Origin of the sequence: Tersicoccus phoenicis (assembly GCF_001968835.1) — a bacterium.
In the GTDB taxonomy this organism is placed as follows: Bacteria; Actinomycetota; Actinomycetes; order Actinomycetales; family Micrococcaceae; genus Tersicoccus; species Tersicoccus phoenicis.
Genome location: NZ_MRDE01000076.1, coordinates 55732 through 69877, shown reverse-complemented (window position 1 = coordinate 69877; position 14146 = coordinate 55732). Strand labels below are relative to the sequence as shown.

Here is a 14146-nt window from a genome sequence, read left to right as displayed (position 1 = left end):
GGACCCACCGATCGGTCGACGATGCTGGGGTCGACGATCGATCCGATCCTACCGAAGCGATGCTCCCGCGTCCGGCTGCGGCGCGGCACCGTGCGTCTCGGAGTGTCCTCGATGCGGCGACCGGAGCGGGCGGACACGCTCAGCGGCGCCGCAACCGGCCGAGCAGCGGATCGAGGAAACTGCCCAGTTCGCGGACCCGGAGCGCCCGCAGCAGGACCAGGTAGACGACCAGCATCACCAGGCCCGTCCCGGCGATGGTCAGTGCCGCCGTGATCAAGCTGTGCCAGGGAAAGCCGCCGACGTCGAACCCCCCGACCAGGTACAGCAACAACCCACCGACGATCGCGGACCCGAAGGTTGCCAGGGTCATCTTCAGGTGGGAATCCAGGATCCGAGCGCCGTCGTAGTCACCCCCGAGCCGGCGTTTGATCAGCGGATGCGTGATGACGACGGCGAGGATGTTCTGCACGGTATAACTGAGGGCCAGGGCGAAGATCAGCCGGTTCGCCGGCAGAACACCCGCATGATACGCCAGTTGGATCGCGCCGGCCGCCAGGATGCCCCACACCGCGAGGCCACACTGGATGAGGAACGGCGTGCGCGCGTCCTCCTCCGCGTAGAAGACCCGATTCATCAGGTAGCCGATGCTGAAGAACGGAGCGCCGACCGCGAGCAGGACCACGGTCTGCCCCATCACGGCGCCGTCGGCGGCCCTGCCCCCGGCGAACAACATGCCGAGCGGACCGGCGAGCACCAGCAGGGCGCCCGCGCCGAACACCGTTGCCACCGCCGTCGTGCGCAGCCCGCGGGAGAGTGCGGTCCGTACCGCTCCGACGTCACCGGTGGCCGAGGCGGCCGACATCCGGTTGAACAGCACCGTCGCGATCGACAGCGCCACGATCGCGTGGGGCAGGGTGTAGATCATGCTCGCCGTGTCCAGGACGCCCTGCCCGGCGATGTTCTCCCCGGGCCGTTTGGCGCCCGACGCGATCGACGCCGTCGGGTACGTCGCGAACAGGAACACGCCGTTGCTGACGATCATGGTGAGGATGGTCCAGCCGGCGACCCGGCCGGCCGCGCCGAGGCCGATGCCGCGCCACCCGAACCGTGGCCGCAGCCGGAGTCGCAGTGCACGGATCGGCGGCACCAGCAGGAGGGCCTGGCACACGACGCCGAGGGTGGAGCTGCCCGCCAGCAGCACCGTCTGCGCGGTGGTCCAGGTCGCCACCGTGTGCGGGGTGGCCTCACTGCTCCGTCCCATGGTCAGCACGAAAACCACGAGGCCGGCGATGGCGACCACGTTGTTGATGGCGGGCGCCCACATGTACCAGCCGAACCGTCCGTGCGCGTTGAGGATCTGACCGAGGGTGGCGTAGAGACCGTAGAAGAAGATCTGGGGCAGGCACCACAGGGCGAACGCGATGCCCACGTTCAGTTGCTCGGCGGACCAGCCCTGCGTCGTCAGGCGCATCAGCACTCCCGCCCCCACCGTCACGAGCACGGTCAGCGCGGCCAGGATCAGTACGATCAGCGTCACCAGCCGACTGGTGAAGTCGGCCCCGCCGTCGGGCTGCTTGCTGGCCCGGATGATCTGCGGCACCAGCACGGCGTTGAAGACGCCCGCCGCGAGCATCACGTAGACCAGGTTGGGCAGGTTGTTCGCCGCCGAGAACGTGTCGTACAGCGCGGAGGTCGCACTGAGTGCGTACCCGAGCGCGATGATCTTGAGGAAGCCGAGCACCCGGGAGACGAGCGTGCCGGCCGCCATGATCGCGCTGGAACGGGCCGCGGTCGGCGGGGCGGGCGACTTCTGCGCTGTGTTCTCCCCGCGGGAGACGGCGCGCTCTTCGGTGGACATCGACGTCATCGTCTCAGAATCGACGGCGGCGGGCCGCCCTGACATGCTAGCCCCGGTCGGTGAGGACCCGGAGGGCCAGGTCGACGATGCGGCGTTCGTTGGGGAAGGACAGGCGAGCCGGCAGATCCGCCATCGGGACCCAGGCGACGTCGACGGCCTCGTGATCGGGGTCGTTCTCGATGGTCAGCTCGCCGCCGATCGCCCGGAGCAAGAAATGGTGCACGGTCTTGTGCACCCGGTGCCCGGTCACCGTGAACCAGTAGTCGATGCTGCCCAGCGGGGCCAGGATTTCCCCCTCGATGCCGGTCTCCTCCGCGATCTCCCGGGTCGCCGCCTCCGGGGCGCTCTCCTGATCCTCGGGATGACCCTTCGGCAGGCACCACTCCAGGCGGCCGCCGCGGTTGATCCGGGCGATGATGGCCACGCGCCGGCCGTCATCGTCGAGATCGACGACGACGCCACCGGCGGACACTTCCTCGACCGTCGGGAGGGCCGCGGAAACGAACAACGAGTTCCGTTTCGGCGCGCTCGGGACGGGATGGGCCATGCTCTCCACTGTAACTTTGATCCCATCCGAGCCTGCATTCACCGGGCAGGCTGGCGAACCCGATCCGCAGGGCCCACGCGATTCAGCGCGGGGCGGCGGTCTGGCACTGTAGAAGGACTATGACGCAGCTGATCGACGTGGACCGGATCGACCCGGTCGTCCGGGAACTCGGTGACCGATTCCGCGCCGCCGGGCACGAGATCTCCCTCGTGGGCGGCCCGGTACGGGATCTGTTCCTCGGGCGTTCGTCCCCGGATCTGGACTTCACCACCGACGCCCGACCCGACGACATCGTCGCCGTGATCGCGTCGTGGGCGGACGCCTGGTGGGAGATCGGCCGCGCGTTCGGCACCATCGGGATGCGCCGGCGGGGCCTGACCCTCGAGGTGACCACCTACCGGGCCGAGGCGTACGACCCCGACTCGCGCAAACCCGTCGTCGCGTTCGGTTCCTCGCTGACCGAGGATCTGTCCCGCCGCGACTTCACCGTGAACGCGATGGCGCTCCGACTGCCCACCTTCGACCTCGTCGACCCGTTCGGCGGCATCCGGGACCTGCGCGAGCGCCGGCTGCGGACCCCGGGCAGCCCCGAGTCGTCCTTCGCGGACGACCCGCTGCGCATGATGCGAGCGGCCCGGTTCGCGTCCCAGTTGATGCTGACCGTGGACGACGACGTTATGGCGGCGATGCGGGCGATGGCCGACCGGATCGACATCGTCTCCGCCGAACGCGTCCGGGAGGAGCTGGTGCGGCTGATCCGCGGCCGCGACCCCCGGGCCGGGATAGACCTGCTGGTCTCGACCGGTCTGGCCGACCGGATCCTGCCCGAGGTCAGCGCGCTGCGGCTGGAGACGGACGAGCACCATCGGCACAAGGACGTCTACGAGCACTCCCTGACCGTGCTGGAGCAGGCGATAGAACTGGAGAGCGGACCGGACGGTCCCGTGCCCGGTCCGGATTTCGTGCTGCGGTTCGCCGCCCTGATGCACGACGTCGGCAAGCCCGCCACGCGACGGTTCGAGGCCGGTGGGGCGGTCAGCTTCCGGCACCACGACGTCGTCGGCGCCAAACTGACGGAGCGGCGGATGCGGGCGCTGCGCTTCGACAACGACACGATCAAGGCGGTCGTGCATCTGGTCGAGCTGCACATGCGGTTCTACGGCTACGGCGAGGCGGGCTGGACCGACTCCGCGGTGCGGCGGTACGTGACCGACGCCGGAGACAGCCTGGAGCGGCTGCACCGGCTCACCCGCTCCGACGTCACCACCCGCAACCGACGCAAGGCCGAACGGCTGGCCTTCGCCTACGACGACCTCGAGCAGCGCATCGCGGACCTCGCCGACCAGGAGGAGCTGGCGGCGATCCGCCCGGATTTGAACGGCACCGACATCATGCGCATCCTCGGTATCCCCCCGGGACCGGTCGTGGGCCGGGCCTACCAGTACCTGCTCGGACTGCGGATGGACCGGGGGCCACTGGCCGTGGACGAGGCGGAGCGGCTGCTCCGCGCCTGGTGGGACGAACAGCCCCGGTGAGAGAGGACGTGATGACGGAACAGGAGCCTCCCGGCGAACGGGGTCCGAGCCGTCCGGTGCGGCCGGGCCGGTTCCGGGTGATGCGGATCGTGACACCGACGCGCGCCGACCCGGTGCTGCGCGGGTTGACCGAGGTCGTGGGCGGGCCGCTCGGTCGTCACACCGCACCAGGGATCGTCGCGCCGGGCTTCTTCACGGTCGAACGTGTCGTCGTCGTCCTCACGGTCGTGGCCGCGGTGCTGTCCGTCGGGGTCAAGCAGTACTGCCGGGTCAACGGCTGGCAGACTCCGGACCACTTCTACGCTGCCTGCTACTCGGACTGGGGGGAACTGTTCCGCCAGCGCGGTCTGGACCAGGGCGTCATCCCGTTCGTCACCCCCGGTCAACGGTTCGAGTATCCCGTCCTGCTCGGCGTGCTCGCCGGTCTCACGGCCCTGCTCGTTCCCGGCAGCGGGTCCTCGGTCGCCCGCAGCACCGCCTACTTCGACATCAACGCCGTCCTGGTCGGCGCCACGTGGATCATCGCCGTCGTGGCGACCGCTCGGATGACCCACCGCCGCCCGTGGGACGCCGCGATGCTCGCCGTCGCGCCTGCCGTGATCGTGTCCGCCACCATCAACTGGGACTTCTGGGCCGTGATGCTCACCGCCCTGGCGATGCTCGCGTTCGCCCGCGACCGGCTCGTCCTCGCCGGGGTGCTGATCGGCCTGGGGACCGCCGTCAAGCTCTATCCCCTGCTCCTGCTCGGGGCGATCGTGGTGCTGGCCTTCCGCACCTGGCGGTGGCGGCCGCTGCTGCTGACCACGGCCGGCGCCGCCGGCAGCTGGCTCGTCGTCAACCTCCCGCTGATGCTGATCGACTACCCGGGGTGGCGGTACTTCCTCGACTTCACCCGGGACCGACCGGCCGGCTTCTCCTCGTTCTGGTACGTGCAGACGGTGATGGCGGACCGGCTCCGGATCGGCCCGCTGCCGGTCGAGACGATCAACACCCTCAGCACCGGCCTGTTCGTGCTGTGCTGCGTGGCCATCGCCGTGCTCGGGCTGACCAGCCCCCGCCGACCGCGGCTGGCGCAACTGGCCTTCCTGATCGTCGCCGCCTTCGTGGTGACCAACAAGGTCTACTCCCCGCAGTACGTGCTCTGGCTGGTGCCGTTGCTCGCCCTCGCCCGGCCGCGGTGGCGCAGCTTCCTGGTCTGGCAGGTGATCGAGGTGCTGCACTGGGCGGCCACCTGGCTGTACCTCGGCCAGCTCACCTCCGGCGGGAACCCGCAGCACAACATCGACAAGCTCTACTACGCCCTCGCGGTGATCGCGCACATGCTGGCCCTCCTCTATCTGATGGTCGCCGTCGTGCGCGAGATCCTCCGGCCGGACCTGGACGTCGTGCGTGCGCAGGGGATCGACGACCCGCAGGGCGGTCCCTTCGCCCGTGCCGCCGAGGTGCTGCCCTGGCTCACGCGTCACCGGCGACCCGGGCCGGCGGCGAGGACCGACCAGCGCGGCGACGCCTAGGCTGAAGGGGTGTCCCCCCGGTCCACGCGCGCCGCGCTCGTCGCCACCTTCGTCGTGTTCGTCTTCAACGGTTTCGTCTTCGCGACGTGGGCCGCCCGGATTCCCGCGGCCGCGCAGATCCTGCAACTGAGTTCGGGACAGATCGGCGGGTTGCTCCTGTTCGGGGCCGTCGGTTCGCTGCTGGCGCTGCCGCTGAGTGGGGCGGTGGTGGGCAGGCTCGGCTCGGCCAACAGCGTCCGACTCGGTGCCGGTGTCGCCGCCGCCGGTGCGGCGGCCCTCGGCGGCGCGCTGACCGTCGCCTCCGTTCCCCTGACCGGCGTCGCCCTGTTCGTGCTCGGCATCGGGATCGCCGTCTGGGACGTGTCGATGAACATCCAGGGCACCGACGTCGAGCGCGCGCTGCGCGCCACCGTGCTGCCGAAGTTCCACGCGGGTTTCTCCGGCGGCGCGTTCATCGGGGCCCTGGTGGGCGCGGGAATGGCCGGGGCGGGCGTCGACCTGCCCGCCCACCTGTGGGGGATCGTGGTCCTCGCCGTCATCGCCATGGCCGTGATCCCCCGGTGGTTCCTGCCGGACGCCGTGCACGAGCCCGACGGCGGGCCCCCGCCGGGGCGGCTGGACGCGTGGCGGGAGCCGCGCACCCTGGTGCTGGGACTGATCGTCCTGGGGGCGGCCTTGACCGAGGGTGCCGCGAACGACTGGATCGCCAAGGCCGCCGTCGACGGACTGGGGGTCGACGAGGCGGCCGGAGCCCTGACCTTCGCCGCGTTCGTGCTCTCCATGACCGTGTTCCGGTACGCCGGTTCCGCGCTGGTGGACCGGTTCGGCCGCGTCGCGGTGCTGTACGCGAGCTTCGGCACCGGCCTGGTCGGCGTCCTGCTGTTCGTCCTCGCCCCCGGGGTGCTGCCCGCCCTGATCGGTGCCGTGCTCTGGGGGGCGGGCGCCGCCATGGGCTTCCCGCTGGGCATCTCGGCCGCCGCCGACGAGCCGCGACGAGCCGCTGCCCGGGTCTCGGTGGTCACCACCATCGGTTACTCCGCCTTCCTCGCCGGCCCGCCCGTGCTCGGATTCCTCGGCGACCGCGTCGGGATCCGCAGCGCCCTGCTCGCCGTCGGGGTGGTCGCCCTGGCCTCCACCGTCGCGGTGCGGGCGGCGCGTCCGCCCGCGACGGCCTCGTCCCGGCCCGGCGGCACGCCGCAGGTCGAAAGCACCGACCGTACCCGGTAGCGTTCGATGACAGGTGACCAACCGAGGAGAGGCAGGGGCATGATCCAGGTCGAGCATCTGACCAAGCGATTCGGGGAGAAGGTCGCCGTCGACGACCTCTCCTTCACGGTGCGCACCGGGACGGTGACCGGGTTCCTCGGCCCCAACGGGGCCGGCAAGTCCACCACGATGCGGGTCGCCGTGGGCCTGGACCGGCCGACCGCGGGGTCCGTGACGTTCGCCGGCAAGCGCTACCAGGAACTGGCCTCCCCCCTGCGGGAGGTGGGCACGCTGCTCGAGGCGCGCGCGGTCCACCCCGGTCGGACCGCCCGTAACCACCTCCGCGCCCTCGCGACCACCCATGGCATCTCCACCCGCCGCGTCGACGAGGTGCTCGGCCTGACCGGACTCTCCGACGTCGCCGGCAAACGCGTCGGCGGCTTCTCCCTCGGCATGGGCCAGCGGCTCGGCATCGCCACCGCGATGCTGGGGGACCCCGGCGTGCTGGTGCTGGACGAACCGGTCAACGGCCTGGACCCCGAGGGTGTGATCTGGGTCCGCAACCTCGCCCGGGCGCTGGCGGCGGAGGGCCGCACGGTGCTGATCTCCTCGCACCTGATGAGCGAGATGGCGCAGACGGCGGACCACCTGGTGGTGATCGCGCAGGGTCGGCTGATGGCCGACTCCCCGATCGACGCGATGCTCGACGGCGAGGGGCAGCCGCGGGTACTGGTCCGGTCCCCGGACGTGGAGCGGCTCGGCGTGGCGATCGCCGGCGACGGCGTGCACATCGAGCAGCGCACCGACGGCGGGCTGCTCGTCACCGGCCGGGACCCGCTCCAGATCTCCCGCGCGGCGCTGGAACACGGTCTGTTGCTGAGCGAACTCACTCCGATGCGGGCCTCCCTCGAAGACGCGTACCTGCGCCTGACCCACGACCACGTCGACTACCGCGCGGCCGAGCCGGTCGCCGAAGGGAAGTGACCCCGATGAGCGCTGCCACCTCTCACGCCGGCTCCCCGCACGATGCCGCCCACCGCGCCGGGACCGGAGGTCGGCCCGGGGCAGGCCCCTCCTTCGGGCGGGTGCTCGCCGCCGAGACGGTCAAGTTCTTCGGTCTGCGGTCCACCTGGGTGCTGCTGGTCGTGACCGCCGTGCTGATGGTCGGCTTCGCCGCCCTCAGCGCCTGGGGCATCGCCTCGTTCGCCCAGGACGGCCCGTCCGGCGGTCCGGGCGGCCCGGGGGGCCCTCCGGGCGGGTCCGACTTCGTGCACACGGTGCCGTCCTCCGGTCTGTCGCTGGCGATCCTGGTGCTCGGTGCGATGGGCGCGATGGCGATCTCCGGCGAGTTCGGCAATCGGTCCATCGCCGCGACCATGACGGCGGTGCCCGCGCGGTGGCCCGTGCTGATCGCGAAGGCGATCGTCCTCACTGTCGTCACCTGGGTGGTCATCACCGTCTGCGAGCTGCTCGGATATGTCGTCGCGCAGCCCCTGCTGCGGCCGGCCGGGCTGGACTTCGCGTTCGACGCGCGGCTCGTCCCGCAGATCATGTTCCTCTCCGGCCTGTACGCGGCTGCGATCGCCGTGATGGGGCTCGGCCTCGGCGCGCTGATCCGCAACACCGCGGCCGCGATCGTGGTGCTCGTGGCGATCCTGCTGGTGTTCCCGATCCTGGTGGCGATCTTCCAGCAGGAGTGGGTGCAGTGGGTATCGGCGTTCCTGCCGTCCACGGCGCAGTCGGTGACGCTGGATCCGACAGCGTCGCCGGGCAAGCTCGACGTCGGCGGCTCCTGGGCCGTGATCGCCGGGTGGCCCGTCGTGCTGCTGGGCGCGGGGATCGCACTGGTACAGTCCCGCGACATCTGACTGGTAGGATCGAAAAGTCTGTGCTCGGCACGGCCCGGATCCGCGTGTGCGCGTAGCCCGGGGTCGAGAGCCGCACGGATCAACGCACGAACCTCCTGCTGCGGAAGGACCGCAGCCGTTTCAGCCCGAAGGAGGTGGGTTCACACATGCGTGAATACGAACTGATGGTTCTGATCGACCCCGAGGTCGAGGAGCGTTCGGTCCAGCCGTCGCTGGACAAGTTCCTCACCGTGGTCCGCAACGACGGCGGCACCATCGACAAGGTCGACATCTGGGGTCGGCGTCGGCTCGCCTACGAGATCCAGAAGAAGGCGGAGGCGATCTACGCCGTCGTCAGCTTCCATTCCACCCCGGCCGGTGCCCAGGAACTCGATCGTCAGCTCAACCTGAACGAGACGATCCTGCGGACCAAGATCACCCGTCCGGAAGAGCAGCGCGTCAGCGCCGAGTGATCCCCGGCCGGGTCGCACCTGAGCCGAACCGATTCACTGACGTCAATCACGGAAGGCAGGGCAGATGGCAGGCGAGACCGTCATCACCGTCGTGGGCAACCTGACGGCCGACCCGGAGTTGCGGTTCACCCCGTCCGGGTCCGCCGTCGCGAACTTCACGATCGCGTCCACGCCGCGGACGTTCGACCGGCAGGCCAACGAGTGGAAGGACGGCGAGACGCTGTTCCTCCGTGCCTCGGTCTGGCGTGAGGCGGCCGAGAACGTCGCCGAGACACTGACCAAGGGCACCCGCGTGGTCGCTCAGGGCCGGTTGAAGTCGCGGTCGTACGACACCAAGGAAGGCGAGCGGCGCACCGTCACCGAGTTGGAGGTCGACGAGATCGGCCCCTCCTTGCGGTATGCCTCGGCCAAGGTCAACCGCAATGCCCGCGGCGGCGGCCAGGGAGGCGGCGGCTTCGGCGGCGGCAACTCCGGCGGCTTCGGGGGCGGCGGAAACCAGGGCGGCTTCGGGGGCAACTCCGGCGGCGGTTCGCAGCAGTCCGGCACCAACGACCCGTGGGCCACGCCCGGCACCTCCACCTCCTCGGGGTGGGGCAACGGCGCGGATTCCGAGCCGCCGTTCTGATCGTCTGACACCGTCACGTGCCGGTTCGACCGTGACGACGGATGGCGCCGGTCGCCGTCCCATCACCATTCATCCGCTATCCCGCGGGCTCATGCCCCGCGGGCTCCACGACATCTGAAGGAGCACCACGATGGCCAAGGCTGAGATCCGCAAGCCGAAACCGAAGCAGAACCCGCTCAAGGCGGCCGACGTCACTGTCATCGACTACAAGGACGTCGCCCTGCTGCGCAAGTTCATCTCCGACCGCGGGAAGATCCGCGCCCGTCGCGTGACCGGCGTGTCCGTTCAGGAGCAGCGCAAGATCGCCCTGGCGATCAAGAACGCGCGCGAAGTCGCCCTGCTGCCCTACTCCGGCGCCGGCCGCGGCTGAACGGAAAGGATCCCCTCTCATGGCAAAACTGATTCTGACCCAGGAAGTCACCGGACTCGGCACCGCTGGTGACGTGGTCGAGGTGAAGAACGGGTACGCCCGCAACTACCTCCTCCCGCGTGGCTTCGCGCTGACCTGGTCCCGCGGTGGCGAGAAGCAGGTCGAGTCGATCCGCGCAGCCCGCAAGGCCCGCGCCGTCGCCTCACTGGCCGACGCCCAGGCGCTGGCCGCCAGGCTCGCGTCCACCCCCGTGCAGATCAAGATGAAGGCCGGCGAGTCTGGCCGCCTCTTCGGCACGGTCAAGACCGACGACGTCGCCAACGCGGTGTCCGAGGCCGGGCTGGGCTCGATCGACAAGCGCACGGTGGAGCTGCCGGGACACATCAAGTCCACCGGCGACTACCAGGCGACCGTCCGTCTGCACGAGGACGTCTCCGCCACCGTCGACGTCCGGGTCGTCGCGCTCTGACACCTGCGTCGCACTGACGGCATCGAAGGGCCGGGCACCGAACACGGTGCCCGGCCCTTCGCCGTCGTCGTCTGGACCTGCCTCCTCGCTGCTGCGGACGAAGCGTCGTGTGTTGCTGCGGTAGGGCTTGGGAGGCGTGTTGTCAACAAGCCTGCTGTGAACCGGACACGCCGAAAATGTTTTCTCGTCCACAGAGTGGGGACGACGTTTTCCCAGGTCAACCGCGGTAAGCGGAGTTATCCACCGCGGGATCCACACCGTCGTCCCCACGGCGTGCACAGTTGTCCACGGCGTTTTCCACAGTCGCGTGCGTGTCGCCCACAGGTGATCGGATCAGCGGTGGACGACCGGGTTGGTGCTGCTCCGACCGAGGGCTAACGTTGCGGTGTCTTCCACCCCCGCACGGGCACGGAGCCCACCGTCATCGCCCAGATCGAGGTTCTGTCAGTGGGCACCGGTAGACCGTGAGCAGCACGCGAGCGTCCGCACTCGGGACCACCGAGTGGATGGTCAGCGAGGGCGAACACCAGTAGGACGCAATTCGGGAGCGGAGGGGCCGTCGTGTCGATCGGGGAGCTGGACCGGGAGCAACGGTCGCGGCAGGACGAGTTCTCCCGCACCCCGCCGCAGGACCTGGTGGCCGAGGAGAGCGTGCTGGGCGGCATGATGCTGTCCAAGGACGCGATCGCCGACGTCGTCGAGGTGCTCAAGGGCAACGACTTCTACCGGCCCGCGCACGAGAACATCTACGACGCGATCGTCACCCTCTACGGCAAGGGGGAACCGGCGGACGCCGTCACCGTCGCCGACGAACTGAACAAGCGCGGCGAGCTGTCGCGCATCGGTGGTCCCGCGTACCTGCACACCCTCATCTCGTCCGTGCCGACGGCGGCGAACGCGGGGTTCTACGCGGAGATCGTCCGGGAGCGGGCGGTGCTGCGCCGGCTGGTGGACGCGGGCACGAAGATCGTCCAGCTGGGCTATTCGAACGACGGCGAGGTCGAGGACCTGGTCAACGCCGCGCAGGCGGAGATCTTCTCGGTCGCCGACACCCGGGCCAACGAGGACTACCTGCCGCTGCAGGCCATCATGGAGCACACGATCGATGAGATCGAGTCGGCCTCCGGTCGCGGCGAGGGCATGCTCGGGGTGCCGACCGGCTTCTACGAGTTCGACGAGTTGACGCACGGGCTGCAACCCGGGCAGATGATCGTCATCGCCGCGCGTCCGGCGGTCGGCAAGTCGACGTTCGCCCTCGACATCGCCCGGTCCGCGGCGATCAAGCACGAGCTGCCGACCGTCGTCTTCTCCCTCGAGATGAGTCGGAACGAGATCGCCATGCGCATCCTCTCGGCCGAGGCGACCATCAACCTGCAGGATCTGCGCAAGGGCTCGTTGCGGCAGGAGCACTGGACCAAGATCGCCGCGGTGTCGCAGAGGCTCAACGACGCCCCGCTGTTCATCGACGACTCCCCGAACATGTCGTTGATGGAGATCCGCGCCAAGTGCCGGCGGCTGAAGCAGAACCACGGGCTCAAGCTCGTCGTGCTCGACTACCTGCAGCTGATGTCCTCGGGCAAGCGGGTCGAGTCCCGGCAGCAGGAGGTCTCCGAGTTCTCCCGTGCGCTGAAGCTGCTGGCCAAGGAGCTGGAGATCCCGGTGATCGCCCTCTCGCAGCTGAACCGCGGGTCGGAGCAGCGCACCGACAAGCGGCCGATGGTCTCGGACCTGCGTGAGTCGGGATGTCTGACGGCGGACACTCGCATCCTCCGCTCCGACACCGGGGCGGAAACGACGATGGGCGAGCTGTACGCGTCGGGGGCGACGGACGTACCGGTGTGGTCGGTCGGTGAGGATCTGCGGTATGTCGAGCGGCACCTCACCCACGTGTTCTCCACCGGGGTGAAGCCGGTGTTCCGGCTGACGACGGCGTCCGGGAGGACGCTGCGCGCGACGGCGAACCACCCGTTCCTCACCTACGACGGGTGGCGTGCACTGGGCGACCTGACGCCGGGTACCCGCATCGCGGCTCCCCGCCACACCGACGGACCGACCGAACGCACCGAGTGGGAGGACGCGCGCGTCGTCATGCTGGCCCACCTGCTCGGCGACGGCTCCTTCGTCCGTCGTCAGCCCATCCGGTACGCCTCCGTGGACGAGCACAATCTGGCGGCGGTGACTGTCGGTGGTTTCGTGCCGCAGGCGGTGTTCGCCCTGCCGAAGGTGCAGATCGCTCTGTTCCTCAAGCACCTCTGGTCGACCGGGGGTCGCGTGAGCATCTCCCGTGACCGCCGAACCGGGAGCATCACCCTTCCCTCGACGTCGCGCCGGCTGGTCGATGACGTCGCTCGTCTGCTCCTGCGGTTCGGCATCACCGGCCGCATACGGGGCGGGAGTGCGAAGGGACACAAGACATCGATCCGACCCCGTAGGCAGGGGTACGTCCTAGAGATCGCCGGTACCGACGACCAGCGGCGGTTTCTGCAGGAAATCGGCGTGGAGGGGGAGTGCGTCTCGGCGGCGGCGTCGTTGCTGCGGATCATCCGGGCGCGCAAGGTCGGGGGGTGCGCCCCTGTCGAGCCCACAGGCATCTGGGACGAGGTCACCTCGATCCTGGCCGACAAGCAGAGTGCGCCAAGACCGACGAGCCTTAGTGAGCAACTCGGTGGGCCCACGTTGGTCGGGGTCGATCGCTCGGTGGCCCGGATGGGTCAGATCGCCAGGGTGCTCGACCGCGTCGAGATGGACGTCCTCGCCGTCAATGACGTGTTCTGGGACAAGATCATCTCCGTCGAGCCGGATGGTGAGGAGGAGGTCTTCGACGCCACGGTGCTCGGTAATCACAACTTCATCGCCAACGGCCTGGCTGTCCACAATTCGATCGAGCAGGACGCCGACATGGTCGTGCTGCTGCACCGCGAGGACCTGTACAACAAGGAGTCCGAGAAGGCGGGGAGTGCCGACATCATGGTCGCCAAGCACCGTAACGGCCCGACGAAGAACATCGAGGTCGCCTTCCAGGGCCACTACTCGCGGTTCAGCAACATGGCCCCGGACGGGATGTAGGAGCGTAACGAACGGTTGACGATACCGATCGTCCAGGGAGAGCACCCAGATGAGACCACTTCGATACTCGATCAACGTCACGCTCGACGGTTGCTGCCATCACGAGGCAGGGCTCCCGCCGGACGAGGAGTCGATGCGCTACTGGACCGCCGAGATGGCACGAGCCGATGCCCTGCTGTTCGGCCGGGTGACCTACCAGATGATGGAGGCGGCGTGGCGGAAACCGACCACGGGTGAATGGCCCGGCTGGATGGATGAGTGGCAGGTTCCGTTCGCGGAGACCATCGACCGGGCGAAGAAGCACGTGGTGTCAAGCACGCTGAGCGGGGCCGACTGGAATGCCGAGCTCGTCCGAGGCGACGCGGGGCAAGCGGTTCGGCGGCTCAAACAGGAGCCAGGCGAGGGCCTGTGGGTGGGCGGAGTGACGCTCCCCCTGGCGCTGGCAGATGTGGGTCTGATCGACGAGTACGAGTTCCTGGTGCAGCCGGTCCTGGCCGGACACGGGCCGACGTTGCTCACCGGTCTGCGCGAGCGGATTCAGCTTGAGCTCGTGGATCGCCATGAGTTTTGCTCAGGCGCGGTCGCCTTGCGATACCGGCCACGTGAGTAACGGCGAGACGTGACTGGTCCTGGCGC

General features: G+C 69.4%; 13 protein-coding genes. 11 read left to right on the top strand and 2 right to left on the bottom strand.

Annotated features, from left to right (window positions below; genetic code table 11):
* Positions 1-139 precede the first annotated feature (139 nt).
* Positions 140-1858 carry a murein biosynthesis integral membrane protein MurJ gene (gene murJ / locus BKD30_RS13255; RefSeq protein ID WP_083956501.1) on the bottom strand — a complete coding sequence of 573 codons (1719 nt, stop codon included), beginning with the start codon at positions 1856-1858 and terminating at the stop codon, positions 140-142.
* Positions 1859-1904: 46 nt separating this feature from the next.
* Positions 1905-2405 (bottom strand): NUDIX hydrolase, encoded by a 501-nt coding sequence (locus BKD30_RS13250; RefSeq protein WP_076705309.1) that lies wholly within the window; start codon positions 2403-2405, stop codon positions 1905-1907.
* A 119-nt stretch (positions 2406-2524) separates the two neighbouring features.
* Here BKD30_RS13250 and BKD30_RS13245 point away from each other — a divergent pair, with 119 nt between their 5' ends.
* The 11 genes from BKD30_RS13245 (at position 2525) to BKD30_RS13195 (ending at position 14120) form a co-directional block, all read left to right on the top strand.
* Positions 2525-3940, top strand: a complete 1416-nt coding sequence (locus BKD30_RS13245; protein WP_076705307.1) for a CCA tRNA nucleotidyltransferase — start codon at positions 2525-2527, stop codon at positions 3938-3940.
* A gap of 11 nt (positions 3941-3951) precedes the next feature.
* A complete protein-coding gene (locus tag BKD30_RS13240; RefSeq protein ID WP_076705305.1) occupies positions 3952-5454 on the top strand; it encodes a glycosyltransferase family 87 protein in 1503 nt (500 codons plus the stop codon).
* A gap of 9 nt (positions 5455-5463) precedes the next feature.
* The gene (locus BKD30_RS13235; RefSeq protein ID WP_076705303.1) at positions 5464-6681 is read left to right on the top strand and encodes an MFS transporter; all 1218 of its coding nucleotides are present in this window, start codon (positions 5464-5466) and stop codon (positions 6679-6681) included.
* 39 nt (positions 6682-6720) lie between these two features.
* The gene (locus BKD30_RS13230) at positions 6721-7644 is read left to right on the top strand and encodes an ABC transporter ATP-binding protein (RefSeq protein WP_076705301.1); all 924 of its coding nucleotides are present in this window, start codon (positions 6721-6723) and stop codon (positions 7642-7644) included.
* A 5-nt stretch (positions 7645-7649) separates the two neighbouring features.
* Positions 7650-8528, top strand: a complete 879-nt coding sequence (locus BKD30_RS13225) for an ABC transporter permease (RefSeq protein ID WP_143588197.1) — start codon at positions 7650-7652, stop codon at positions 8526-8528.
* Positions 8529-8674: 146 nt separating this feature from the next.
* Positions 8675-8980 carry a 30S ribosomal protein S6 gene (gene rpsF / locus BKD30_RS13220; protein ID WP_076705298.1) on the top strand — a complete coding sequence of 102 codons (306 nt, stop codon included), beginning with the start codon at positions 8675-8677 and terminating at the stop codon, positions 8978-8980.
* Positions 8981-9044: 64 nt separating this feature from the next.
* Positions 9045-9605: a single-stranded DNA-binding protein gene (locus BKD30_RS13215; RefSeq protein ID WP_076705296.1), complete on the top strand. Its 561-nt coding sequence runs from the start codon at positions 9045-9047 to the stop codon at positions 9603-9605.
* Between the two features lie 130 nt (positions 9606-9735).
* Positions 9736-9975: a 30S ribosomal protein S18 gene (gene rpsR, locus BKD30_RS13210; protein ID WP_076694200.1), complete on the top strand. Its 240-nt coding sequence runs from the start codon at positions 9736-9738 to the stop codon at positions 9973-9975.
* 19 nt (positions 9976-9994) lie between these two features.
* The gene (gene rplI, locus BKD30_RS13205) at positions 9995-10444 is read left to right on the top strand and encodes a 50S ribosomal protein L9 (RefSeq protein WP_076705293.1); all 450 of its coding nucleotides are present in this window, start codon (positions 9995-9997) and stop codon (positions 10442-10444) included.
* 561 nt (positions 10445-11005) lie between these two features.
* Positions 11006-13510: a replicative DNA helicase gene (locus BKD30_RS13200; protein WP_083956498.1), complete on the top strand. Its 2505-nt coding sequence runs from the start codon at positions 11006-11008 to the stop codon at positions 13508-13510.
* A 49-nt stretch (positions 13511-13559) separates the two neighbouring features.
* Positions 13560-14120 (top strand): dihydrofolate reductase family protein, encoded by a 561-nt coding sequence (locus tag BKD30_RS13195; protein ID WP_076705292.1) that lies wholly within the window; start codon positions 13560-13562, stop codon positions 14118-14120.
* Positions 14121-14146: the final 26 nt, after the last annotated feature.

Excerpts from the sequence above, each read along its gene's own strand:
- murJ (WP_083956501.1), bottom strand. The coding sequence starts at position 1,858 with ATGTCCACCGAAGAGCGCGCCGTCTCCCGCGGGGAGAACACAGCGCAG.
- BKD30_RS13250 (WP_076705309.1), bottom strand. The coding sequence starts at position 2,405 with ATGGCCCATCCCGTCCCGAGCGCGCCGAAACGGAACTCGTTGTTCGTT.
- BKD30_RS13245 (WP_076705307.1), top strand. The coding sequence starts at position 2,525 with ATGACGCAGCTGATCGACGTGGACCGGATCGACCCGGTCGTCCGGGAA.
- BKD30_RS13240 (WP_076705305.1), top strand. The coding sequence starts at position 3,952 with ATGACGGAACAGGAGCCTCCCGGCGAACGGGGTCCGAGCCGTCCGGTG.
- BKD30_RS13230 (WP_076705301.1), top strand. The coding sequence starts at position 6,721 with ATGATCCAGGTCGAGCATCTGACCAAGCGATTCGGGGAGAAGGTCGCC.
- BKD30_RS13225 (WP_143588197.1), top strand. The coding sequence starts at position 7,650 with ATGAGCGCTGCCACCTCTCACGCCGGCTCCCCGCACGATGCCGCCCAC.
- rpsF (WP_076705298.1), top strand. The coding sequence starts at position 8,675 with ATGCGTGAATACGAACTGATGGTTCTGATCGACCCCGAGGTCGAGGAG.
- BKD30_RS13215 (WP_076705296.1), top strand. The coding sequence starts at position 9,045 with ATGGCAGGCGAGACCGTCATCACCGTCGTGGGCAACCTGACGGCCGAC.
- rpsR (WP_076694200.1), top strand. The coding sequence starts at position 9,736 with ATGGCCAAGGCTGAGATCCGCAAGCCGAAACCGAAGCAGAACCCGCTC.
- rplI (WP_076705293.1), top strand. The coding sequence starts at position 9,995 with ATGGCAAAACTGATTCTGACCCAGGAAGTCACCGGACTCGGCACCGCT.
- BKD30_RS13195 (WP_076705292.1), top strand. The coding sequence starts at position 13,560 with ATGAGACCACTTCGATACTCGATCAACGTCACGCTCGACGGTTGCTGC.